Genomic DNA, 21,220 nt, shown 5'->3' on the forward strand with positions numbered 1-21,220 from the left:
TCGCCGCTAGAGGGGCGCTTTCCCCTTTTCCACAGGAATAGCGACGCATGGGTTTCCGCTGCGGCATCGTCGGCCTGCCGAATGTCGGCAAGTCCACCCTTTTCAACGCCCTGACCGAAACGGCGGCGGCGCAGGCGGCCAATTACCCGTTCTGCACGATCGAGCCCAATGTCGGCAACGTGGCGGTTCCCGATCCGCGCCTGTACCAGCTTGCCGAGGTCAGCGGGTCGGCCAAGATCATCGAGACCCAGCTCGCCTTTGTCGACATTGCGGGCCTGGTGCGCGGCGCGTCCAAGGGCGAAGGGCTGGGCAACCAGTTCCTGGGCAATATTCGCGAGGTGGACGCGATCGTCCATGTCCTGCGCTGCTTCGAGGACGGCGACGTCACCCATGTCGAGGGCAAGGTCGACCCGATCGCCGATGCCGAGACGGTCGAGACCGAATTGATGCTCGCCGATCTGGAGAGCCTGGAAAAGCGCGTTCCCGCCTTCGTGAAGAAAGGCCAGCAGGGCGACAAGGAGGCCAAGATCGCCGCCGCCGTCCTGGGCCAGGCGCTCGACCTGCTGCGCGACGGCAAGCCCGCGCGGCTGACCGTGCCCAAGGATGAAGAGGAAGCCCGCGTCTTTGCCCAGGCGCAGCTGCTGACCGCCAAGCCGGTCCTCTATGTCTGCAATGTCGAGGAAGCGAACGCCGCAAGCGGCAACGCCCATTCGCAAAGGGTATTCGAGAAGGCCGCCGCCGAAGGCGCCCAGGCGGTCGTCGTCTCGGCCGCGATTGAAGCCGAGATCGCGACCATGCCCACCGAGGATCGCGGCGAGTTCCTGTCCGAGCTGGGCCTGTCCGAAACCGGCCTCGCCCGCGTGATCCGCGCCGGCTATGCGTTGCTCGACCTCCTGACCTTCTTCACCGTCGGGCCCAAGGAAGCGCGGGCCTGGACCGTCCATCGCGGGGCCAAGGCGCCGAACGCGGCGGGTGAGATCCACAGCGATTTCGAACGCGGCTTCATCCGTGCCGAGACCATCGCCTTCGCCGATTATATCGCCTTCAAGGGCGAAGCGGGCGCCCGCGATGCGGGCAAGCTCCGCGCGGAAGGCAAGGAATATGTCGTGCAGGACGGCGACGTGATGCTGTTCCGCTTCAACGTCTGATGTCCATGTCGCCCGGCGGGACAGCCGGGCGACGCCTTCCTGACCCGGTATCCCGCCCAGCGCCGGGCCGTTTCGGCGCGATTATCCCAGCAGGAAGCTGCCCTCGATCACCGTCACGCAAGCGCCGCCGAGCAGGACGCGCGCGCCGTCCCAGCGGCAGGTCAGCCGCCCCCCGCGCGCACTCGCCTGTTCGGCGACGAACGAATCGCGGCCCAGCCGCGCGGTCCAATAGGGTGTCAGCACCGCATGCGCCGCGCCCGTCACCGGATCCTCGTCGATCGCAAAGGCGGGCACGAAGACCCGGCTGACCACATCCGCGTCGTCCGCCGCATCCCCCGGCCCGGTCAGGATGACGACATAGCGCCCCACCGCGGCCAGCGCGGCGAAATCGGGCACGCAGGCGCGCACCCGTGCAGCGTCCTCCACTACCACGACGGCATAGCCCGCCGGATGAAGCAGCGTCTCCACCACGCCCGCCACGCCCAGCGCCGCCACGACCGCGGGCAACGGCGCGGGATCGGGCGCGCGCGGCGGCAGGGACAGGCTATAACCCTGCCCCTCGCGCACCACCGCCAGCACACCGGCATGGCGGGTCGCGAACCGCACCCGCTCGCGCGACATGTCCGATGACAGCACGACATGGCCGCTGGCGAGCGTGGCGTGGCCGCACATCTCCACCTCGTCCCCCGGCGTGAACCAGCGCAGCTCGAAATCCGCGTCCTGCCCGTCGGCCGCCACCAGAAAGGCGGTTTCGGACAGGTTGTTCTCCTGCGCGATGGCGAGCAAGGTCGCATCGTCCAGCCAGCGGGGCAGCAGCATCACCGCCGCCGGATTGCCGCCGAACGCCGCCTCGGCAAAGGCATCGACCTGGGTGAAGGGGATACGCATCAATAGACCCTCTTGCCGAACCAATGGGGCGTGACATCCGCCTCGATCAGCGGGTTGTCGGTGTCGACATGGCCTTCGGGATCGAGATGGATCAGCACCTCGACCTTGGGAAAGACCTTGCGCAACGTGCGCTCGACGCCCTCGACGATGTCATGCGCCTGCGCCACCGTCAGGTCGCGCGCCACCTCCATGTGGAATTGCGCGAAATCATGGCTGCCCGAGCGGCGGGTGCGGAAGTCGTGAATGCCCTTCAGCCCCGGCTGGCGCGCCGCGACGTCGAGGAACGCCGCGCGCTGGTCTTCGGACCATTCCTTGTCCATCAACTGGTCGATCGCGGTCGATGACGCCTGGAACGCGCCCCATGCGAGCCAGAGCGCGATGGCGATGCCGAAGATCGGGTCCGCGCCGTGCCAGCCCAGATACTGGTCCAGGACCATCGCGACGATGACCGATCCGTTGAGCAGGACGTCCGACTGGTAATGGACATTGTCGGCCAGGATCGCGACCGATCCGGTGCGCCGGATCACGCTGCGCTGATAGGCGAGCAGGACGATGGTGGCGAGGATCGCGATGACCGACACGCCGATCCCGAATTCGGCGTCCGTGGTGGGGTTTTCCGAACCCAGTGCCATCACCGCGCGCCACGCGATGCCCGCCGCCGAGGCGGTGATGAGCGCCACCTGGAACAAGGCCGCCAGCGCCTCCGCCTTGCCATGGCCGAAACGATGGTCGTGATCGGCCGGGGTCGCCGCCAGCCGCACGCCATATAGCGTCACCAGGCTGGCCAGCAGGTCGAGCGCGGTGTCGGCCAGCGACCCGAGCATCGCCACCGATCCGGTATGCCATGCGGCAAATCCCTTCAGCCCCAGCAGGAGCAGCGCCATGGCCACGCTGGCCAGCGCCGCCCGCGTGGCGAGCGGTATCACCTTCTTGCGTTCGTCCTGGGTCACGGAAACAACAGTCCTTCGTCCCAGTCGCCGTCGCCCATGCGGGTGAAGACCCGGCGTTCGTGCAGGCGATGTTCGCGGTCGAGCCAGAATTCGATCCGCTCGGGCGTCACGCGATAGCCGCCCCAATGCGGCGGACGCGGCACCGGCCCGCCCTCGAACCGCGCGCGCACCGCCTCGAACCGCGCTTCGAAGGTCGCGCGGCTGTCGAGGGGGCGCGATTGGTCCGATGCCCAGGCCCCGAGTTGCGAATCGCGGTGCCGGCTGGCGAAATAGGCATCCGATTCGGCGTCGGAGACCAGGCTCACCGGCCCCTCGATGCGAATCTGGCGGCGCAGCGATTTCCAGTGGAAGAGCAAGGCGACCTTCGCCCCCTCCCCCAGATCCTGCGCCTTGCGGCTTTCGCGATTGGTGTAGAACACGAAACCGCGTGGATCATGCCCCTTCAACAGGACCATGCGCACCGAAGGCTGGCCGGCGGCACTGACGGTTGCAAGGGCCATCGCATTGGAATCGTTCAATTCGCTCTGCCGTGCTTCGGCATACCACAGATTGAACAGTGCAAAAGGATCGTCAGCCATGGGCGGTTCATACGCCCGCCCGCCGTGAAAACCAATGTCGCGAACGGAAACGCCGGATCGCGGAATTCTCCTCCCCGCGACACCGGGGCCCCGGCCGCCACCTGCAATCGCCTGTTGCAACCGGGGGCCAATGCGGTGATTTTCGCGCCCCCATGGACCCCCGCGTCGCCCCCGCCCAGGACAGCCCCGCCCAGGCCGCCGCCTGGATCGCCGCCTATCGCGCCGCCGCCTCGCCCGCGGACGTGCTGGCGGGCTCGACCGACCCCGCCTGGACCATGGTGCTGGAGGAACTGGCCGCCGTCGCCAGCAACCTGGCCCATGCGCGCGAACGGGTACAGCGCCACGCCGCCGATATCGGCACCGGTTTTCGCATCATCGGGGAGACCGATGAGCGGCCCTGGCCGGTCTCGCCGGTCCCGCTGCTGATCGATACGCGGGAATGGGCAGGGATCGCGGCGGGCGTGACCCAGCGCGCCGAACTGCTCGAGACGATCTTGGCCGATCTCTACGGCCCCGGCACATTGATGGCGGACGGCCATGTTCCCGCCGCGCTGGCGACCGGCAGCCCCTATTTCCTGCGCCCGATGGCCGGGGTGGTGCCGACGGGCGGTCATCATCTGAGCTTCGTCGCCTTCGACCTGGCGCGCGGGCCGGACGGCGCGTGGCGCGTGCTGGCCGACCATCTGCGCAACCCGGCCGGGGCGGGCTATGCGCTGGAGAACCGGCTGGCGGTCAGCCGGACGCTGGGCGGATTGCAGGGGCGGCTGAACGTCCAGCGTCACGCCCCCTTCTTCGCGGCGTTTCGCGCCGGGCTGGCCGCCCAGTGCCGCCGCAGCGATCCGCGCATCGGCCTGCTGACGCCGGGACGCTTCAACCCCAGCTATCCCGAACAGGCGCATCTGGCGCGCTATCTGGGCCTGCTGCTGGTCGAGGGCGCGGATCTCGCCGCGATCGAAGGGCAGGTCTATGTCCGCACCGTGGCGGGGCTGAAGCGGATCGACGCCTTGTGGCGGCGGCTCGACCCGCGCCTGCTCGACCCGCTGGCGTTCGACAGCCATTCACAGATCGGCGTGCCCGGCCTGATCGACGCCTATATCGAAGGCCAGGTGGTGCTGGCCAATGCGCCGGGCGCGGGCGCGTTGGAAAGCCCGGCCTTTTCCGCCTTCCTGCCGCGTCTGGCCGAAAGGCTGCTGGGCGAGGGATTGCGGCTGCCCAATATCGCGACTTGGTGGTGTGGTGGCGCCGCACAGGCCGATCATGTCGCGCGGCATCTGGACGAACTGCTGATCGCCCCCGCCTTCGGTCCGCGCCCGCTGGGCCTGCCACAGGGCGCCCGTACGGGCGCGGACCTGTCGCCCGCCGAGCGCACCGCGCTGCTCGCGGACATGGCGCGGCGGCCGCAGGATTATGTCGGGCAGGAGATCGTCCGCCTGTCAACCATGCCCGTGGTGATCGGCGATCGGCTGGAGCCGCGCCCCTTCACCCTGCGCGTCTTCGCCGCGCGCGATGGCGAGGGGCAGTGGGCGGTCCTGCCCGGCGGGTTCGGCCGGATCGGCGACCATCCAGAGGCCACCGCCGCGATGATCGGCGAAGGCCTGTGGTCCGCCGATGTCTGCGTCCATGGGCCGGAGCCGGTTGCCCCGGTCTCGCTGTTGACCACCACCGATTCGCTCCATGTCCGGCGCAATCCGGGCACCCTGCCCAGCCGCGTGGCGGACAATTTCTATTGGCTGGGCCGCTATCTGGAGCGGGGCGAGGCGTTGCTGTCCGCGATCCGCGTGATGCTGGGCAATTCGATCGATGTCGATGGCGGCGCGGCGCTCGACACGCGGACCGTCGGGCGGCTGGTCGGCCTGATCACCGGCGCGGGCGCGGCCCCGCGTCCCGACAGCCTGGACCGCGCCGCCCTCACCCAGTTCGCGCGCACCGCCATGGAGGATGAAAGCTGGCACTCGGTCGCGCGGATCAACCGGCTGACGCGCGGGATCAGCGAGGGCGCGCGCGACCGCCTGTCCGCCGACATGGTGCGGTTGCTGGAGGCCCCCTTCCCCAGCCATGCCGGGATGCTCGACCGGGCCGGGTCGCTCCAGCGCCGCTATGCCGCGATCGCCGGACTGTCGGCCGAACATATGGTGCGCACCACCGCCTGGCGTTTCCACGATCTGGGCCGCCGGGTGGAGCGCGCCATCGCGCTGGCGCGGGCGACGCGGCTGTTCGGCATGGCGGGCGCCTCGGCCGACGATTTGTCCACGCTGCTCGATCTCGCCAACAGCCAGATCAGCTATCGCCAGCGTTATCCCACCGGCCTCGCCCGCGTCGCGGTGGTCGATCTGGTCGCGCTCGACCCCAACAACCCGCGCGCCCTCGCCTATCAGACGATCCGCATCGCCGATGAGTTGTCGCGCCTGCCGGTGCTCAGCGACGACGCCATGGCCGAGCCGCAACAGGCGCAGGCCATCGCGATCCGCGCCGCGGTGGAGACGGCGGATGCGCGCACGCTCGACGCCGACATGCTGGGCGATGTCGAACGGCGGCTGGGCCTGTTGTCCGAGGCGATCGCGCGACGCTATTTCCTGCAGGGGGCCGAACCGCTGCGCGCCGGCGGGCTGACGCTCGCATGACGAAGGGTGGCATGATCTACGACATCCGCCACATCACCCGCTTCGATTACGGCGCACAGGTGAAATATGCGCGGTGCAACCTGCGGCTGAAGCCGATCGACTGGCCGGGCCAGACGCTGGAACGTTATGAATTGCTGGTCGAGCCGGTGGGCCGGACCCAGGCGACCCGGGCCGAGGCCGGGCTGGCGCATGTCACGCGGCTGGTCGTCGACCGCCCGGTGCGCAGCCTGACCATCGAGAGCCGCGCGCGCATGACGGTCGACCGGCCGATCCCGATCCCCGCCCCCGGCGACCCGACACTGGGCGAGGTCGCCGCGCTGGCGCGCGCCAGCCGCGACCTGTCGGCGGCGGGGCCCGCCAATTATATCTTCCCCTCGCCGCTGATCCCGCTCGACCGGGCGATCGCGGAGTGGTGCGCCGCCGACCTGTCGCCCGGGCGCGGCGTGCTGGAGGCGGGCTTCGCGCTGGCGAGCCGGATCCAGCGCGAATTCGCCTTCGACCCGGCCGCCACCCTGGTCGACACGCCCCCGGCCGAGGCTTTTCGCCAGCGGCGCGGCGTGTGCCAGGATTTCGCGCAGATCATGATTACCGGCCTGCGCGCGGCGGGCATCCCGGCGGCCTATGCCTCGGGCTATATCCGCACCCTGCCGCCGCCGGGCCAGCCGCGCCTGGTGGGGGCGGACGCGACCCATGCCTGGGTGCTGATCTGGGGCGGGCCGGATCATGGCTGGGTCGGGATCGATCCGACCAATGGCATCTGGATGGCGGGCGACCATATCATCGTCGCGGTCGGGCGCGACTATGCCGAGATCGCGCCGGTCGACGGTGTGGTGCTGGGCTCGGGCGCGCAGAAGATGGAGGTCAGCGTCGACGTCGCGCCGCTGGAGGACGTGGGCACCAAGTGATCCCGGTCCCGGCGGCGGCGATGGCGTCGCGCCGCCCTATCCGGCGCGGCTGTCCTCGGTGATGACCTGCGGCACGGCCTCCCCGAATTGCCGCACCAGCGTCTCGAACCGGCCATCCTCGATCCGCAGTTCGTTGAACGTCGGCGGCGTCTTGCGCGTGCGCTTGGACAGGGTGCCCGCGCCGACCATGCGGATGATCCGGCCATTGCGCTCCACCGGCACGTCGAAGGGATCGTGGACATGGCCGGTCAATACCGCATGGGCCCCCGCCGCCGCCAATCGGGTCAGCGCGACATCGCCGCGCCGCGTCTTCGCCGTTCCCCTGGTCCCCCCCTCGATCAGCGGGTGATGCGCCGCGACCAGGATGAGGTGATCCCGGGGCGCTTCCTCGATCAGCGCGAGCGCGCGCCGGAGCGAGCCCGGGCTTACCCGCCCCTTCGACCAGTTCCAGCGCCACTGGGCGCGCGCCGTGGTGTTGAGCGGCACCACCGTGACGCCGGGCAGGTCGAGCGGCCGTTCGATCATCCGCTCGACCGCGGCATAGCGCTGGTAGGGCGCGAAGAGGCGGCGAAATGGATCCCAGTAATAGGGAATATCGTGATTGCCGACCTCCAGCGTCACCGGCACGCCCAGCGACTGCAACCACGCCCCGCCCGCCTGGAATTCGCGCTTGGTCGCGCGCATGGTCAGGTCGCCGGTCATGATGACCGCCTGCGGCTTTTCCACCGCCACCCGTTCGGCGAACCAGGCGAGTGCGGCGGGGTCTTCGGCACCGAAGTGCACGTCGCTGACATGGAACAGGCGGATCATGCCGCCTGCTCTAGCCGCTGGCCGTGCTCCACCGCAACTCGGCCACGCGGTGCAGGTCGCCGGGCCTTATCCCGTCAGAAGCTCGCCTCGCCATAGACGCGCGCGATCTCGCCATCCCATGCGCCGCGATAGCGCTCCAGCAGCATTTCCGCGGGCACCTTGCCCGCGCGGACGATCTCGCGCAGCGGATCGAGGAAGCCGGTCTCGTTATCGCCCGCGCCGTTCAGGCGGCCGCGCGCCGCCAGACCCGCATGGGCGATGTCCAGCACCTCACCCGCGATATCCCGCAGCCGTCCGCCGCCGGGCAGCGGGGCGTCGAGCGCCAGCTTCGGCACCGAATCGCGCAGCGCCTGCCGCTCGTCGAGCGACCAGCCCTTGACCAGGTCCCACGCCGCCTCCAGCGCGCCGTCGTCATAGAGCAGCCCGACCCACAGCGCGGGCAGCGCGCAGATGCGGCTCCACGGCCCTCCGTCCGCGCCGCGCATCTCCAGGAAGGTCTTGAGCCGCACCTCGGGGAAAGCGGTCGAAAGATGGTCGTTCCAGTCCTCGATCGTCGGCCGCTCGCCCGGCAGGACCGACAATTCGCCCTTCAGGAAGTCGCGGAACGACAGGCCCGCCGCGTCGATATATTTGCCGTCGCGGTAGACGAAGTACATCGGCACATCGAGGGCATAGTCGGCATAGCGTTCATAGCCGAACCCGTCCTCGAACACGAAGGGCAGCATGCCGGTGCGCGCGGGGTCGGTGTCCGACCAGATATGGCTGCGGAAGGACAGCATCCCGTTGGGCTTGCCCTCGGTAAAGGGCGAATTGGCGAACAGCGCGGTCGCCAGCGGCTGCAACGCCAGGCCGACGCGGAACTTCTTGGCCATGTCGGCCTCGGACGCGTAATCCAGATTCACCTGGATCGTGGCGGTGCGCAGCATCATGTCGAGGCCCAGCGTACCGACGCGCGGCATGTGGCGCAGCATGATGGCATAGCGGCCCTTGGGCATGACCGGCAGTTCGGCCCGGGTCTTGTCCGGCCACATGCCCAGCCCCAGGAAACCCAGGCCCAGCTTGTCGCCCGCCGCCTTCACCTGTTGCAGGTGACGGCCGGTTTCGGCGCAGGTCTGGTGCAGATTGTCGAGCGGCGCGCCGGACAGTTCGAACTGCCCCGCCGGCTCCAGGCTGATCGAGCCGTCCGCGCCGGTCAGCGCGATGACGTTGCCGCCCTCCAGCACCGGCGCCCAGCCATATTGCTCCAGCTCGCCGAGCAGCGCCCGGATGCCCGAAGCCTCGTCATAGGAGGGGGCGTGGTGGTCGCCCAGCGCATAGACGAACTTCTCATGCTCGGTACCGATCCGCCAGCGGTCGCGGGGCTTCTCCCCCTTCGCGAAGCTCGCGATCAGCTGGTCGCGCGACTCGATGATGGCGCCCTTGGCGGTGCTCGCGGTCTTGGTGCTCATGAACCGCGCCTTACGCGGGCGGGCGCGTCCGCGCCATAGGGTGAATCATCACCAGTCGCCCGCCGCCGCCATCCACAGGGACACCGCCGCCGCCGCCGCCGTATCGGCGCGCAGGATGCGCGGGCCCAGGCCGATGCCGATCGCCGCGGGATGCGCGCGGATCGCCTCGCGCTCGCCGGCGTCGAACCCGCCCTCCGGCCCGATCAGGATCGCTGCCGGACCTTTATGCGTCCGCATCGCCTCCAGTGCCGGAACGCCGCCATTTTCATCCGCGAAGAACAGGGCGCGCCCGGCGGGCCAGTCGCGCAGGAGCACGGGCAGCTTCACCGGCTCGGCCACCTGCGGCAGGGCGGTGCGGCCACATTGCTCGGCCGCCTCGATCATATGCGCGCGCAACCGCTCGGTATTGGGCTTGTCCACGACCGTGCGGCGCGTGACCATCGGCACCAGCCGCGCGACGCCCAGCTCGCACGCCTTTTCCGCCAGCCAGTCGACCCGGCCTTTCTTCAGCGGGGCGGCGCAAAGCCAGAGATCGGGAACCGCCTCGCGCTCACGCAGCCGCTCGGTCACGTCCAGCGTCAGGTCGCGCTTGCCGACCGCCGCCGCGACGCCCAGCCATTCGCCGGTGCGATCGTCGAACAGCTTGACCGGATCGCCGACCCTGGTGCGCATCACCGACACCAGATAATGCGCGGCCGGGCCATCGATACGGATCGGCCCCTCCCCCAGCATCTGGTCGACGAACAGGCGGGGTGTGGATTGCGGCGGCCAGGCGGGAGTAGCGGGCATGGGGTCCGCTTACACCGGTCGTTCGCCGCTTGCCACTTTTGCCGTTTCGGGTGTTCTTTGCCTCAAGCGAAAGGACAGATCATGGGCAAAGGCTATCAAGAGGAACTCGAATCCCTGCAACTGGCGCTGGTCCGCACGCAGATCGCGATGACCCAGCGGGACGAAGAGGCGGCCCAGCGCGTGGTGATCGTGCTGGAGGGCCGCGACGGCGCGGGCAAGGACGGCACGATCAAGCGCATCACCGAACATCTGTCGGTCCGTGCCACCCGGGTCGTGGCGCTGCCCAAGCCGTCCGACCGCGAACGGACGCAATGGTATTTCCAACGCTATGTCGCGCATCTGCCCGCGGCGGGCGAGATCGTGATCTTCAACCGTAGCTGGTACAACCGGGCGGGCGTCGAGGTGGTGATGGGCTTTTCCACGCCCGTCGAACAGGAAGCGTTCCTGCGCGACGCGCCCGATTTCGAACGGATGCTGGTCGAAAGCGGGATCAAGCTGGTCAAGATCTGGCTCGACATCTCGAAGAAGGAACAGGCCAGCCGGCTGGAATCGCGGCGGACCGACCCGCTCAAGGCGCTGAAGGTGTCCGACATGGACAAGGTCGCACAGGCCAGATGGGCGGAGTATTCGGCCGCGCGTGACATCATGTTGACCCGCACCCACACCCCCTTCGCGCCGTGGCATGTCGTGCGGGCCGACGACAAGAAGGAAGCGCGCATCGCGATCATCCGCCACATCCTCCACCGCATCGCGCCGCCCGATGTCGCGGCCGACGTCGACCTGCCCGATGCCGACCTGCTCTTTCCGTTCGATATGGCCGCGCTGGAGGATGGACGGCTGGCCAAATAATGCCGGACGGGGAAGACGGCAAAAGGGGACGGCGCGACCGCGCTCCGGCTGTCGTCCGCGCCCCACCGTCAGTCCCGCCGGGCGCGGGCCGGGGCAATCAGGGCTTGGCTTTGTCGCCCGGCTTTGTCTAACGCCTTGGATGAAGGCCCTTAGAGGCACGCTAGGTAAGGAAAAGGCATCATGGTTGCCGACTGGTCAAAGATCGAATCGCTTCCCCGGACCCCGCTGCTCGATCTCTTCGCGAATGACCCCGACCGGCTGGCCTCGCTCAGCCTCGATGTGGCGGGCATTCATTTCGACTGGTCGAAGACGCACCTGACGCCGGAGGCGGTCGCCACCTTCGCCGAACTCGCCAAGGCCAGCGACCTGGCCGCGAAGCGCGACGCGCTGTTCGGTGGTGAGGTGGTCAACGTCACCGAGGGCCGCGCGGTCGAGCACACCGCCGAGCGCGGCGAGGGCAATCCCGAAAGCGTCGCCACCGCCCGCGCCTCGCACGCGCGGATGCGCGCGCTGATCGATGCGATCGAGGCGGAGGCGCTGGGGCCGATTCGCCATGTCCTGCATATCGGCATCGGCGGCTCGGCGCTCGGCCCCGACCTGCTGGTCGACGCGCTGGGCCGCGACAGCGACCGTTATGACGTGGCGATCGTGTCGAACGTCGATGGCATGGCGCTGGAGGAAGTGTTCAAGCGCTTCGACCCCGCCGCCACGCTGCTGGTCGTCGCGTCCAAGACCTTCACCACCACCGAGACGATGCTCAACGCCACCTCGGCACTGCAATGGATGACCGAGAACGGGGTCGAGGACCCGTATGGCCGCGTCATCGCGCTGACCGCCAACCCAGACAAGGCGGTCGAATGGGGCGTGGACGAAACCCGCATCCTGCCCTTCGCCGAATCGGTCGGCGGGCGCTATTCGCTCTGGTCGACGATCGGCTTCCCCGCCGCGCTGGGCCTTGGCTGGGACGCGTTCGAGGAGCTGCTGGAAGGCGCGGCCGAGATGGACCGCCATTTCCGCCTGACCGATCTGGCGCAGAACGCCCCCGCGCTCGCCGCCTTCGCCGACCTCTATTATACGCAGGTCCGCCATGCCGAGACGCGTGCGCCCTTCGCCTATGACGAGCGGCTGCGCCTCCTCCCCTCCTATCTCCAGCAGCTGGAGATGGAATCGAACGGCAAGGGCGTGACCGTCGACGGCCAACCGGTCGGACGGCCCACCGCCGCGATCACCTGGGGCGGGGTCGGCACCGACGCGCAGCACGCGGTGTTCCAGTTGCTCCACCAGGGCACCCACCTCGTCCCCGTCGAGTTCATCGCGGTGGTCGAGCCCGGCGACGTGCTGAGCGACGACCATCACCGCCAGCTGCTGCTCAATGCGTTCGCGCAAGGAGCCGCGCTGATGAAGGGCAAGAAGACCGACGACCCCGCGCGCAGCTATTCGGGCGATCGGCCATCCTCGACCATCCTGCTGGAGACGCTCGACCCGCGCACGCTGGGCGCGCTGATCGCCTTTTACGAGCACCGCGTATTCGTGAACGGCGTCCTGCTGGGCATCAACAGCTTCGACCAGTTCGGCGTCGAGCTGGGCAAGGAGATGGCCAAGGCGGCGGACCAGGGTGGGCAGGAATTCGACCCCTCGACCGAAAGCCTCATCAAGCGCGCCTTCGGCTGATTCGGTCCTCCCCGCCAAGGGGAGGATTTCCGATCACTGTAAGGGGAAGGCCGGACTTGGCTCGGCATCCCCGGTTGTGCTTTCAGGGCCGCCACGCCCTTTTTGAAATGCTCCGGAGAAACCGTTGCCATGGCTGAGTATGACTATGACCTGTTCGTCATCGGCGCGGGCTCCGGAGGCACGCGCGCGTCGCGCGTCGCGGCGGCGCATGGGGCGCGCGTCGCGGTGGCCGAGGAATATCGCGTCGGCGGCACCTGCGTCATCCGCGGCTGCGTCCCCAAGAAGCTGCTGATCTACGGCGCGCATTTCGCCGAGGATCTGAAGGACGCGCGCCGCTTCGGCTGGGAGGTGCCCGGTGACTGCGCATTCTCCTGGACGACGCTGCGCGACAATGTGCTGGCCGAGGTCGACCGGCTGAACGGCGCCTATACGAAGACGCTGGAAAGCCACAAGGTCGAGATCATCGACCAGCGCGCGACCGTCACCGGGCCGCACAGCGTCAGACTGGCCGACGGGACCGAAAAAACCGCCGAGCGCATCCTGATCGCGGTCGGCGCGCACCCCGCCATCCCGACCTGCCCCGGCCACGAGCTTGGCATTACCTCCAACGAGGTCTTCCATCTCGATTCGATTCCCAAGCGCATCCTGATCGCGGGCGCGGGCTATATCGCCAACGAGTTTGCAGGTCTGTTCCACCAGTTCGGCGCGCACGTCACGCTCATCAACCGCAGCAAGGAAATCCTGCGCGGCTATGACCTGACCATCCGCGACCGCCTGCTTCAGATTTCGATGATGAAGGGGATCGACTTCCGCTTCGACGCCACCTTCCACCGGATCGAGAAGCAGGCGGACGGCTCGCTCAAGGTGTCGATGTCGGGCCATGACCCGATCGAGGTCGATCTGGTCATGTTCGCCACCGGCCGCAAGCCCAACACGCATGGCCTGGGGCTGGAGACGGCGGGTGTCGAGCTGGACGACCACGGCGCGGTGAAGGTGGATGAGGAGAATCGCTCCTCCTGTCCCAGCATCTATGCGGTCGGCGACGTGACCAACCGCGTCCAGCTGACCCCGGTGGCGATCCGCGAGGGACAGGCCTTTGCCGACACGGTCTATGGCAACACCCCGACCAGGGTCGATTATGACTGCATCCCCGCCGCCGTGTTCAGCCATCCGCCGATGGCGGGCGTCGGCATGACCGAGGCCGAGGCGCGGCAGAAGCTGGGCTCGATCCAGGTCTATACCTCCGACTTCCGCCCGATGAAGAATGTGCTGGCCGGCCGCGACGAACGTTCGCTGTACAAGATGGTGTGCGACGCCGAGACCGGCCGCGTCGTCGGGCTGCACATGATCGGCCCCGACGTGCCCGAAATCCTTCAGGCCGCCGCCGTCGCGGTCAAGGCCGGGCTGACCAAGGCGCAATTCGATGCGACCGTGGCGCTCCACCCGACCATGGCCGAGGAACTGGTCCTGATGCGCTGACCCTGTGCGCGATCATCCCGCTCCGGCCCGGGCGGGATGATCGCGGCCGCCAGTAAAGGGCCAACATTCCTGTCGCGGTTTGCCGAAACTGTCGCTAGGGACAGCCCCTTGTCAGGCGGCGAGTCCCGCCCTTTCATCCACGGATCGTTCGATGCAGCCCACGCCCATGACCCTGGATCAGGTCATCGCCATGACCGAGGCGGCGATGCATGCGGCCGATGCGATCAATCATCCGCTGGCGGGCAATCACATCTCGGCCGCGCTCGACATCTTGCTTGCCGCACGCCGGGCGGCGACGGCGGTCGAGAGCCAGCCCGACTGACCCGCATTCAATCCACCGCTTGCGGCGAGGATTCGGCGATCAGGGCATCATCCAGTTCGCTCGCCCGCTGATGCGCGGGACGCCGATCGAGCCGCGCGATATAGGCCATGATCGCCTCGGTCCTGGGGACCAGACCGAACTGAGTGAACCACATCAGCTGCGACCCCAGATAGACGTCCGCCGCCGTGAAGCGGTCGCCCGCGATATAGGGCATATGCGCCACCGCCTGGTCGATCACGGCCACCGCCCGGTCGAAATCGCCATAGCCCGCCATGCGCTGCTGCTCGGCATCGGGTTCGACGCCCAACGCGCGGTTGGTGATCGCCGCCTCCAGCGGGCCCGCGGCGAAGAACAGCCAGCGATAATAATCCGCCCGCTCCTCGGGCAACGGCGCCAGCTCGGCATCGGGAAAGCTGTCGGCCAGATAGGCGCAGATCGCCGCCGTCTCGGTCACCACCCGGCCATGATGGACGATGGCGGGCACCTTCATCATCGGATTGATCGCGCGATAGGCGGGCGCGACCATCGCCGCGCCATAGTCGAGCGCCACCACGTCATAGGCGGCCCCCGTCTCCTCGATCATCCAGCGCGCGATCCGTCCGCGCGAGCGCGGATTGGTGTAGAGGGTCAGGTCGCCGGTCATCGCATCTCTCCTGTCATAAGGCGGTTCGGCCACGATCGGGCCAGTGTCCCGGATGGCGCGAGGCCCGCGCCCGGTGCCGGCCGCGCCGCCGATCCGGTCGTTATGGTCCTCAGCCGCAACAGCGTGCGCCGATGGTGCTGGGCAGGGTCCGGGGCGTCGCAAGTCCGGGCGGCACGGTCGCGCAGGGCATCGGTCATGCGGCATATCCTCCCGGTCATCAGCGACGAAAGACCGTCCGACCGTATGCCGACCGATTCCCGTCTCGCTGCGCAGCAGCATAATGGCGCATCGGCAAGGCGGCTATAGCGGGCTCGCTCCGAGGCACGCCCATCGGCTCGCCCATGAAAAAGGCCCGCCCCTCGCTGGGAGGGACGGGCCATTCGCATCACGGGATCGGATCGATCAGCGATATTTGCCGGTGAACGTCACACCGATGATCCGCGGTTCGTTGAACACGGCCGCCATGTAGTTTTCGATCACGCCCTTCACGTTCTTCTCGTTCGTGATGTTGCGCGCGAAGACCGACAGGCTCCAGTCGTCATGCGGCGCGCTGTAGCCGATGCTCAGGCCGCCCTCGAAATTGCCGTTCGAGGTGAACTCCTTGGTCCGGTACAGGACGAAGTTCGTGTAGCCCTGCAGGTTCCAGTCGGTCGAGATGAACGCCTTGCCACCATCGCCCAGCGGCACGTCATACTTCGCGGCCAGGTTCAGATTGTATTCCGGCGCGTTGGGCAGCGGGTTGCCGTCGATCTGCGCGAAATAGGCGTTGGAGCCGAACGCCTTGCGGACGACGAACGGGTCCATCACGGTGCAGACCTGCACGCCGTTCAGGCCGCACGTCTGGGCAAAGACGCGCTTGTCGCGAATCTCCGAGTGCAGCAGGCTGAGGCCCGCCGACAGCGTCAGATTCTGCACCGGCAGCCACTGCGCATCGGCTTCCAGGCCATAGGCCACCGCCTTGTCGGCGTTGAACAGCACGCCATTGCCGTCCGAATCGTTGCCGTTCAGCTGGATGCCCTTCACGCGATAGGCAAAGGCCGATGCGTTCAGGTGCAACGTGTTGTTGAACAGCTTGGACTTGAAGCCGGTCTCGAACGACAGGTTGGTTTCCGACTTCGCGGTGGTGAAGTCGGAATTGAACACCGCCGAGCGACCCTGGATCGTCGGGCCACGGAAGCCTTCGGCCGCGCGGACATAGACGTTCAGCTCGGGGCTGACCTCATACATCGCCGACAGATCCCAGCTCGGCTTGGTGTCCGACATGCGCACGTCGCGGCGACCGCGATAGGTGGAGACACCGGCCGCACTGTCGGCCGTGCGCAGCAGCTGGGTCCGCTTGGTATCCTCGCTGATACGGCCACCGGCGGTCAGCGTCAGGCGGTCGGTCGCACGATAGCTGACCTGGCCGAACACGCCCCACGAAGTGTTGACGTCGTGCAGGCGGACCCAGTTGTTCGGGTTCGCCCCGATCAGATAGGCGCGCTGGTAGAAGTCGGTGATGTCGCGGCTGTCGAAATAGATGCCGCCGACCTGCCACTTGATCGGGCCGTCTCCCTGCGAGGCCAGGCGCAGTTCCTGCGTCCACTGGTCGAGCCCGCGCACCTGACCCATGCTCAGGCCATAGCCGTTGGGCACGCCGTTCACCGGATAGTTGGCCGCCGCGCCGCCATCGGTGTCGCCCTTGCTGTAACCGGCGGTCGTCTCATAGGCGGTGATCGAGGTCAGCTCGGCCGCGCCCAGGTCCCAGGCGGCGCGCAGCGAGGCGCCCTGCGTGTCATAGGACTGCGGATTGCCCTGTCCCTCGTCCAGCGCGATCTGATCGCGCGGCTCGGCCGACACGTCGCGCGACCCCTTCTTCAGCGCGCCGCGATGGAACAGGGTCGAGGTGCCGTCATACCAGCGCGCATGGCCCGCCAGGTTGAACGACAGCGTCTCGGTCGGAGTGAGAAGCAGCTGAAGCCGGACGTCGCGCTCGGTGAAACCACCCATCGCGTCCTTTTTCGGGGTCAGCGTGCCATCGGCGCTGGGGCCCGAATAGACATTGTCCACCCAGTTGTCGCGATGCTGGACCAGCGCCGACAGGCGGAAGCTCAGCACATCGGCGATCAGCGGACCGCCGACACCGGCGTCCAGGCTCATCGTGTTATAGCTGCCGATCGAGGCGGTCGCGCGGCTCTGGAAGGTCTGGGTCGGCTTGATCGTGTCGAACTTGATGATGCCCGCGGTCGTGTTGCGTCCGAACAGCGAACCCTGCGGGCCGCGCAGCACTTCGACCTGGTCGACGTCGAACACCGGGTTCGACTTCAGCACGACATGCTCCAGGACCACATCGTCCTGGATGATCGACACCGGCTGCGACGCGCCGAGATAGAAGTCGATATTGCCCAGGCCACGGATATAGAAGCGCGGGAAGATGCGGCCCGTGGTGGTTTCGGCATAAAGGCCGGGTACCCGGCCCGACAGCGCCAGAATGTCCTCGCCGCCCTGCTGGAAGGCGCGCAGGTCCTGGCCGCCGACGACGCCGACCGACACCGGCACGCGATTCAGGCTCTCCGAGCGACGCTCGGCGGTGACGACGATGTCGCCCAGGCCACCTTGTTCGTCGTTCGCGGCGGCGCCCGCCGCTCCCTTATCGGCGGTCTGCGCGATGGCCGGCACGGCCGCCAGCGTTCCCCACGCGGCGCCCAGAAGCGCCACGGTCTTGATAACCGATTTCATGTTGTTCCCCACGCTCGAACGGATCGGTCTACGCCGCCCGTATGATTTCATACTCCCGGTGAGCGGGCGGTTAGGACCGCATTATGGCGCTAACGTGACACAAATGATGCATAAAAGTCACAGCAGCCGTGAAACCCGCCGCCGCTTCGGCGCGCGCCGGGCCGTCTCAGCGATCGGCGATTTTGCAGCCATAGTCGGGCTTTTACGTATGCCTGGAGCGTTAAAAAAACGGCTATTGCTGTCCGGTTGGGGCGGAGCGTCGATCCGGGTTTTGCTTGACGCGGCCCACTGGGCTGGTCAGGGGGGCGGCGTTCGTGCAGGCTTCGATCCCTGGTTCCTTTCGTCGCGGTCCGGCGGTTCGCCGTGGCCGGTACAGCCATGGGTATGAAACAGGCGCGGCATAGGATCACTATCGGGGTTGCCGACTGATGTTCGCCTGGTTCCAACGCCTTCTGCCGAAGACGGGAAATTTCTTCGAACTGTTCGAAGCGCAAGCCGCGACAATATTGGCCGGGGCGCAAGCCACGGCGCGCCTTTTCGACGACCAGGGCAACGCCGCCGAACACATCGCCGCCATCGCCGCGCGGGAACATGAGGCGGACGAGATCACGCGCCAGGTCCTCACTTCGGTCCGCTCGACCTTTCTGACGCCGTTCGACCGCGCCGCGATCACCTCGCTGATCGGATCGCTGGACGACACGATCGACGAGATGCACGCCGCCGCCACCGCGATCGGGCTGTACAAGGTCACGCGGTTCGCGCCCGAAATGCGCGAAATGGCGATGGTCGCGGTCGAAGCCGCCAAGTTGACGGTCGAGGCCATGCCGCTGATGCGCGATGTCGCGCGCAATGGCGACCAGCTCCACGCGCTGACCGAGGAACTGGTCCGGCTGGAGGGGCGCGTCGACGACATTCACGCGGCGGGCCTGAAGCGCGCGCTGGAGGAATGTGGCGAGCAGGACACGCTGCGCTTCGTCATCGAGCGCGAAATCTACAAGCATCTGGAACGCATCCTCGACGCGTTCGAGGATGTCGCCGACGAGATTGACGGCATCGTCATCGACCACGCCTGAGCGACGGGCCATGCATGAGCTTGCCTTTCCGCTGCTGGTCGGCCTGATCCTGGTCGCGCTGGCGTTCGATTATCTCAACGGGCTGCATGACGCCGCCAATTCGATCGCGACGGTCGTGGCGACGCGGCTGCTGTCCCCCGTCGCGGCGGTGGGCTTTGCGGCCTTCTTCAACTTCGCCGCCTATTTCCTGACGGTCGCCTTCCCCAGCCTGCACAAGGTTGCCGAGACGATCGGCAAGGGCCTGATCGACCAGGACATCATCACGCCCGCGGTCATCTTCGGCGCGCTGGGCGGGGCGATGGCGTGGAACATCATCACCTGGCTGCGCGGCATTCCCTCGTCGAGCAGCCATGCGCTGGTCGGCGGCCTGATCGGCGCGGGCGTTGCCCATTCGGGCATGGATGCGGTCAAATGGGCCGGGCTGAACAAGACGCTGCTGGCCATCGTCCTGTCGCCGATGCTGGGCATGGTCCTGGCCATGCTCATCATGCTGCTCAGCAGCTGGGCCCTGCGCGGTGCGACGGCGGGGGGAGCGGAGCGCAGCTTCCGCGCGATGCACATCGTGTCCTCCGCCGCCTATTCGCTCAGCCATGGCCTGAACGACGCGCAGAAGACGATGGGCATCATCACCGTGCTGCTCTATTCGACCGGGCGGCTGTCCGGCCCGTTCGAGGTGCCGCACTGGGTCGCCATCGCCTGCTACATCGCCATCGCGATGGGCACGATGACCGGCGGCTGGCGGATCATCGAGACGATGGGATCGCGCATCACCAAGCTGTCGCAGCATCAGGGTTTCAGTGCGTCGACCGCGGGGTCGATCGTGATCTTCCTGGCCTCGATCATGGGCATTCCGGTGTCGACCACCCACACCATCACCGGCTCGATCATCGGCGCAGGCGTGGCGCGGCGCGCCTCGGCGGTACGCTGGGGCGTGGCGGGCAATGTCGTCATCGCCTGGATCATCACCATCCCCGCCTCCGCGCTGATGGGGGCGGGCTTCTATCTGCTGACGCGGCTCTTCTGATCCGTCAGCGGGCTGGTCGCCCGATGATCCGGGCGACCAGCCGCGTCACCGGGCCGTGGCGGCCCATCCAGTCGTGATAGGCGCGATAGGCGGGATCGGCGGACAGATGCCATTCCTCGGTCCGGGCGCGCCAGTAATAGACGCCGCTGACCACGCCGAGCAGCACCGTGCTGCGCGCCGCATCGACCCAGCTGCCCGTCGACAGCACCGGCACCGTCGCAATCCACCAGAAGAGATTCTTCGAGAGATAGGCGGGATGCCGTGACCAGGCATAGGGTCCGTGGGTCAGGATGCCGCGATGCGTCAGGTTGGAGAAGCGCAGTCCGAACGCCACCGTCGCCCAGGCATAGATCGCGGTCAGCGCGACCAGCACCGCGCCGATGATCGCCAGCAGCAGCGGATGGCCGGCCAGCCAATAGCTCCATCCGGCGGTCCCCGGACGATAATCGAGCGGACCGCCATCCGTCATCAGGATGGTCGGCGGATAGCAGATGAGCGCCGCCATCCACGCCGCCGCATAGGGGTTGGCCGAGCGGATATGCGCGTCGAGCGGCCGCATCGCCAGGATATAGCCGACCGTGGCGAAGGTCACGTCGATCACGAACATCAGGGTGATGAGCCAATTGGCCAGCGCGACCGGATCGCGCAGCGCCACCGACACGTCGCCGCGCACAAACTGTCCGAATCCGGCAGGCAGGGCGGCGATCATGAAGGCGAGGAAGAAGGCCTTCACGCCCCAGGCGCGCAGATGCTCATAGATCGCCTCCGGCTCGACGCCCGGCTGTCCGGTCAGCCACGCCCCCAGCATCCATGCGCCATCGCGCGGCTCGACCAGATGGCGGTCGAGCCATAGCACATAGGGAATGGACCCCAGGAACAGGAAGGGCGCGGCCCAGCCCAGGCACCACATGGCGAACGCGAAATTGCCCTGCCAGTAGAAGCGCCCGGTGGCATAGATCGCGCCGATCAGGGCGAAGGTCATCCATAATCCCGCCAGCTTGGTCAGGCTGATGTCCAGCGTCGCGCGCATCGGACGGCGAGTCGTCCAGTCAATCCCGGTCGAGGGACGGCGATGCACCTTGTCGACCAGCAGCGACCACAGGATCATCGGCCCGCCGACCGCCACCAGATTGACCAGAGCGGCATAGGGCCCGCCCAGATGCAGCCAGCGCGCGGCCGCGATCCAGCCCAGCGCCCCGGCCAGTCCGGCCAACCCCACCCCATGCCCGACGGCGGAGACAGGGCGCGGCGAAGGATGGGAGGACGGATCGGACATGGGCCCCGTGCCATAGCCCATTTTGGCG

General features: G+C 67.8%; 18 protein-coding genes. 9 read left to right on the plus strand and 9 right to left on the minus strand.

What is annotated here, in order from left to right; translation table 11 throughout:
* The first annotated feature begins 47 nt into the window (after nucleotides 1-47).
* The gene (gene ychF / locus RN629_RS00520; RefSeq protein WP_407033325.1) at nucleotides 48-1,148 is read left to right on the plus strand and encodes a redox-regulated ATPase YchF; all 1,101 of its coding nucleotides are present in this window, start codon (nucleotides 48-50) and stop codon (nucleotides 1,146-1,148) included.
* A gap of 81 nt (nucleotides 1,149-1,229) precedes the next feature.
* Here ychF and RN629_RS00525 read toward each other — a convergent pair whose 3' ends face one another.
* Genes RN629_RS00525 through pdxH form a run of 3 tightly spaced genes read right to left on the minus strand, consistent with a single transcriptional unit; the run spans nucleotide 1,230 to nucleotide 3,564 of the window.
* The gene (locus RN629_RS00525; protein ID WP_407033326.1) at nucleotides 1,230-2,036 is read right to left on the minus strand and encodes a PhzF family phenazine biosynthesis protein; all 807 of its coding nucleotides are present in this window, start codon (nucleotides 2,034-2,036) and stop codon (nucleotides 1,230-1,232) included.
* Nucleotides 2,036-2,986, minus strand: a complete 951-nt coding sequence (locus RN629_RS00530; protein ID WP_407033327.1) for a cation diffusion facilitator family transporter — start codon at nucleotides 2,984-2,986, stop codon at nucleotides 2,036-2,038. The genes RN629_RS00525 and RN629_RS00530 overlap by 1 nt, the downstream gene beginning before the upstream one ends.
* Entirely contained in the window at nucleotides 2,983-3,564 is a 582-nt protein-coding gene (gene pdxH / locus RN629_RS00535; RefSeq protein ID WP_407033328.1) for a pyridoxamine 5'-phosphate oxidase, read from the minus strand. The genes RN629_RS00530 and pdxH overlap by 4 nt, the downstream gene beginning before the upstream one ends.
* A 152-nt stretch (nucleotides 3,565-3,716) precedes the next feature.
* Here pdxH and RN629_RS00540 point away from each other — a divergent pair, with 152 nt between their 5' ends.
* Both RN629_RS00540 and RN629_RS00545 read left to right on the plus strand, forming a co-directional pair.
* Nucleotides 3,717-6,185 (plus strand): circularly permuted type 2 ATP-grasp protein, encoded by a 2,469-nt coding sequence (locus RN629_RS00540; RefSeq protein WP_407033329.1) that lies wholly within the window; start codon nucleotides 3,717-3,719, stop codon nucleotides 6,183-6,185.
* A gap of 11 nt (nucleotides 6,186-6,196) precedes the next feature.
* The gene (locus RN629_RS00545; protein WP_407033330.1) at nucleotides 6,197-7,090 is read left to right on the plus strand and encodes a transglutaminase family protein; all 894 of its coding nucleotides are present in this window, start codon (nucleotides 6,197-6,199) and stop codon (nucleotides 7,088-7,090) included.
* Nucleotides 7,091-7,126: 36 nt separating this feature from the next.
* Here the strand turns inward: RN629_RS00545 and RN629_RS00550 are convergent, their stop codons facing one another.
* The 3 genes from RN629_RS00550 to RN629_RS00560 form a co-directional block, all read right to left on the minus strand.
* Entirely contained in the window at nucleotides 7,127-7,900 is a 774-nt protein-coding gene (locus tag RN629_RS00550) for a metallophosphoesterase family protein (RefSeq protein WP_407033331.1), read from the minus strand.
* Nucleotides 7,901-7,974: 74 nt separating this feature from the next.
* Nucleotides 7,975-9,348, minus strand: a complete 1,374-nt coding sequence (locus RN629_RS00555; RefSeq protein ID WP_407033332.1) for a glutamate--cysteine ligase — start codon at nucleotides 9,346-9,348, stop codon at nucleotides 7,975-7,977.
* Between the two features lie 48 nt (nucleotides 9,349-9,396).
* A complete protein-coding gene (locus tag RN629_RS00560) occupies nucleotides 9,397-10,137 on the minus strand; it encodes a 16S rRNA (uracil(1498)-N(3))-methyltransferase (protein ID WP_407033333.1) in 741 nt (246 codons plus the stop codon).
* Nucleotides 10,138-10,218: 81 nt separating this feature from the next.
* On the opposite strand from RN629_RS00560, the gene ppk2 reads away from it, so the two are divergent.
* The 4 genes from ppk2 (at nucleotide 10,219) to RN629_RS00580 (ending at nucleotide 14,458) form a co-directional block, all read left to right on the plus strand.
* Nucleotides 10,219-10,986 (plus strand): polyphosphate kinase 2, encoded by a 768-nt coding sequence (gene ppk2 / locus RN629_RS00565; protein WP_407033334.1) that lies wholly within the window; start codon nucleotides 10,219-10,221, stop codon nucleotides 10,984-10,986.
* A 180-nt stretch (nucleotides 10,987-11,166) separates the two neighbouring features.
* On the plus strand, nucleotides 11,167-12,657 hold the full coding sequence (gene pgi / locus RN629_RS00570) for a glucose-6-phosphate isomerase (protein WP_407033335.1): 1,491 nt from the start codon (nucleotides 11,167-11,169) through the stop codon (nucleotides 12,655-12,657).
* A 129-nt stretch (nucleotides 12,658-12,786) separates the two neighbouring features.
* Nucleotides 12,787-14,136 (plus strand): glutathione-disulfide reductase, encoded by a 1,350-nt coding sequence (gor, locus tag RN629_RS00575; RefSeq protein WP_407033336.1) that lies wholly within the window; start codon nucleotides 12,787-12,789, stop codon nucleotides 14,134-14,136.
* Between the two features lie 151 nt (nucleotides 14,137-14,287).
* Nucleotides 14,288-14,458: a hypothetical protein gene (locus RN629_RS00580; protein WP_407033337.1), complete on the plus strand. Its 171-nt coding sequence runs from the start codon at nucleotides 14,288-14,290 to the stop codon at nucleotides 14,456-14,458.
* Between the two features lie 7 nt (nucleotides 14,459-14,465).
* On the opposite strand, the gene RN629_RS00585 is transcribed toward RN629_RS00580, so the two are convergent.
* On the minus strand, nucleotides 14,466-15,101 hold the full coding sequence (locus RN629_RS00585) for a glutathione S-transferase family protein (RefSeq protein ID WP_407033338.1): 636 nt from the start codon (nucleotides 15,099-15,101) through the stop codon (nucleotides 14,466-14,468).
* A gap of 402 nt (nucleotides 15,102-15,503) precedes the next feature.
* Nucleotides 15,504-17,819 (minus strand): TonB-dependent receptor, encoded by a 2,316-nt coding sequence (locus RN629_RS00590; RefSeq protein WP_407033339.1) that lies wholly within the window; start codon nucleotides 17,817-17,819, stop codon nucleotides 15,504-15,506.
* 428 nt (nucleotides 17,820-18,247) lie between these two features.
* Between RN629_RS00590 and RN629_RS00595 the strand changes: the two genes are divergently transcribed.
* Complete coding sequence (locus RN629_RS00595) at nucleotides 18,248-18,892, plus strand: DUF47 domain-containing protein (protein WP_407033340.1); 645 nt, start codon at nucleotides 18,248-18,250, stop codon at nucleotides 18,890-18,892.
* Between the two features lie 10 nt (nucleotides 18,893-18,902).
* The gene (locus tag RN629_RS00600) at nucleotides 18,903-19,916 is read left to right on the plus strand and encodes an inorganic phosphate transporter (protein WP_407033341.1); all 1,014 of its coding nucleotides are present in this window, start codon (nucleotides 18,903-18,905) and stop codon (nucleotides 19,914-19,916) included.
* Nucleotides 19,917-19,920: 4 nt separating this feature from the next.
* Here RN629_RS00600 and RN629_RS00605 read toward each other — a convergent pair whose 3' ends face one another.
* Nucleotides 19,921-21,192, minus strand: a complete 1,272-nt coding sequence (locus RN629_RS00605) for a methyltransferase family protein (protein WP_407033491.1) — start codon at nucleotides 21,190-21,192, stop codon at nucleotides 19,921-19,923.
* Between the last annotated feature and the right edge of the window lie 28 nt (nucleotides 21,193-21,220).

Origin of the sequence: Facivitalis istanbulensis, assembly GCF_040560405.1 — a bacterium.
Classification (GTDB): domain Bacteria; phylum Pseudomonadota; class Alphaproteobacteria; order Sphingomonadales; family Sphingomonadaceae; genus Sphingomonas; species Sphingomonas istanbulensis.

Excerpts from the sequence above, each read along its gene's own strand:
- ychF (WP_407033325.1), top strand. The coding sequence starts at position 48 with ATGGGTTTCCGCTGCGGCATCGTCGGCCTGCCGAATGTCGGCAAGTCC.
- RN629_RS00525 (WP_407033326.1), bottom strand. The coding sequence starts at position 2,036 with ATGCGTATCCCCTTCACCCAGGTCGATGCCTTTGCCGAGGCGGCGTTC.
- pdxH (WP_407033328.1), bottom strand. The coding sequence starts at position 3,564 with ATGGCTGACGATCCTTTTGCACTGTTCAATCTGTGGTATGCCGAAGCA.
- RN629_RS00540 (WP_407033329.1), top strand. The coding sequence starts at position 3,717 with ATGGACCCCCGCGTCGCCCCCGCCCAGGACAGCCCCGCCCAGGCCGCC.
- RN629_RS00545 (WP_407033330.1), top strand. The coding sequence starts at position 6,197 with ATGATCTACGACATCCGCCACATCACCCGCTTCGATTACGGCGCACAG.
- RN629_RS00550 (WP_407033331.1), bottom strand. The coding sequence starts at position 7,900 with ATGATCCGCCTGTTCCATGTCAGCGACGTGCACTTCGGTGCCGAAGAC.
- RN629_RS00555 (WP_407033332.1), bottom strand. The coding sequence starts at position 9,348 with ATGAGCACCAAGACCGCGAGCACCGCCAAGGGCGCCATCATCGAGTCG.
- RN629_RS00560 (WP_407033333.1), bottom strand. The coding sequence starts at position 10,137 with ATGCCCGCTACTCCCGCCTGGCCGCCGCAATCCACACCCCGCCTGTTC.
- ppk2 (WP_407033334.1), top strand. The coding sequence starts at position 10,219 with ATGGGCAAAGGCTATCAAGAGGAACTCGAATCCCTGCAACTGGCGCTG.
- pgi (WP_407033335.1), top strand. The coding sequence starts at position 11,167 with ATGGTTGCCGACTGGTCAAAGATCGAATCGCTTCCCCGGACCCCGCTG.
- gor (WP_407033336.1), top strand. The coding sequence starts at position 12,787 with ATGGCTGAGTATGACTATGACCTGTTCGTCATCGGCGCGGGCTCCGGA.
- RN629_RS00580 (WP_407033337.1), top strand. The coding sequence starts at position 14,288 with ATGCAGCCCACGCCCATGACCCTGGATCAGGTCATCGCCATGACCGAG.
- RN629_RS00585 (WP_407033338.1), bottom strand. The coding sequence starts at position 15,101 with ATGACCGGCGACCTGACCCTCTACACCAATCCGCGCTCGCGCGGACGG.
- RN629_RS00590 (WP_407033339.1), bottom strand. The coding sequence starts at position 17,819 with ATGAAATCGGTTATCAAGACCGTGGCGCTTCTGGGCGCCGCGTGGGGA.
- RN629_RS00595 (WP_407033340.1), top strand. The coding sequence starts at position 18,248 with ATGTTCGCCTGGTTCCAACGCCTTCTGCCGAAGACGGGAAATTTCTTC.
- RN629_RS00600 (WP_407033341.1), top strand. The coding sequence starts at position 18,903 with ATGCATGAGCTTGCCTTTCCGCTGCTGGTCGGCCTGATCCTGGTCGCG.
- RN629_RS00605 (WP_407033491.1), bottom strand. The coding sequence starts at position 21,192 with ATGTCCGATCCGTCCTCCCATCCTTCGCCGCGCCCTGTCTCCGCCGTC.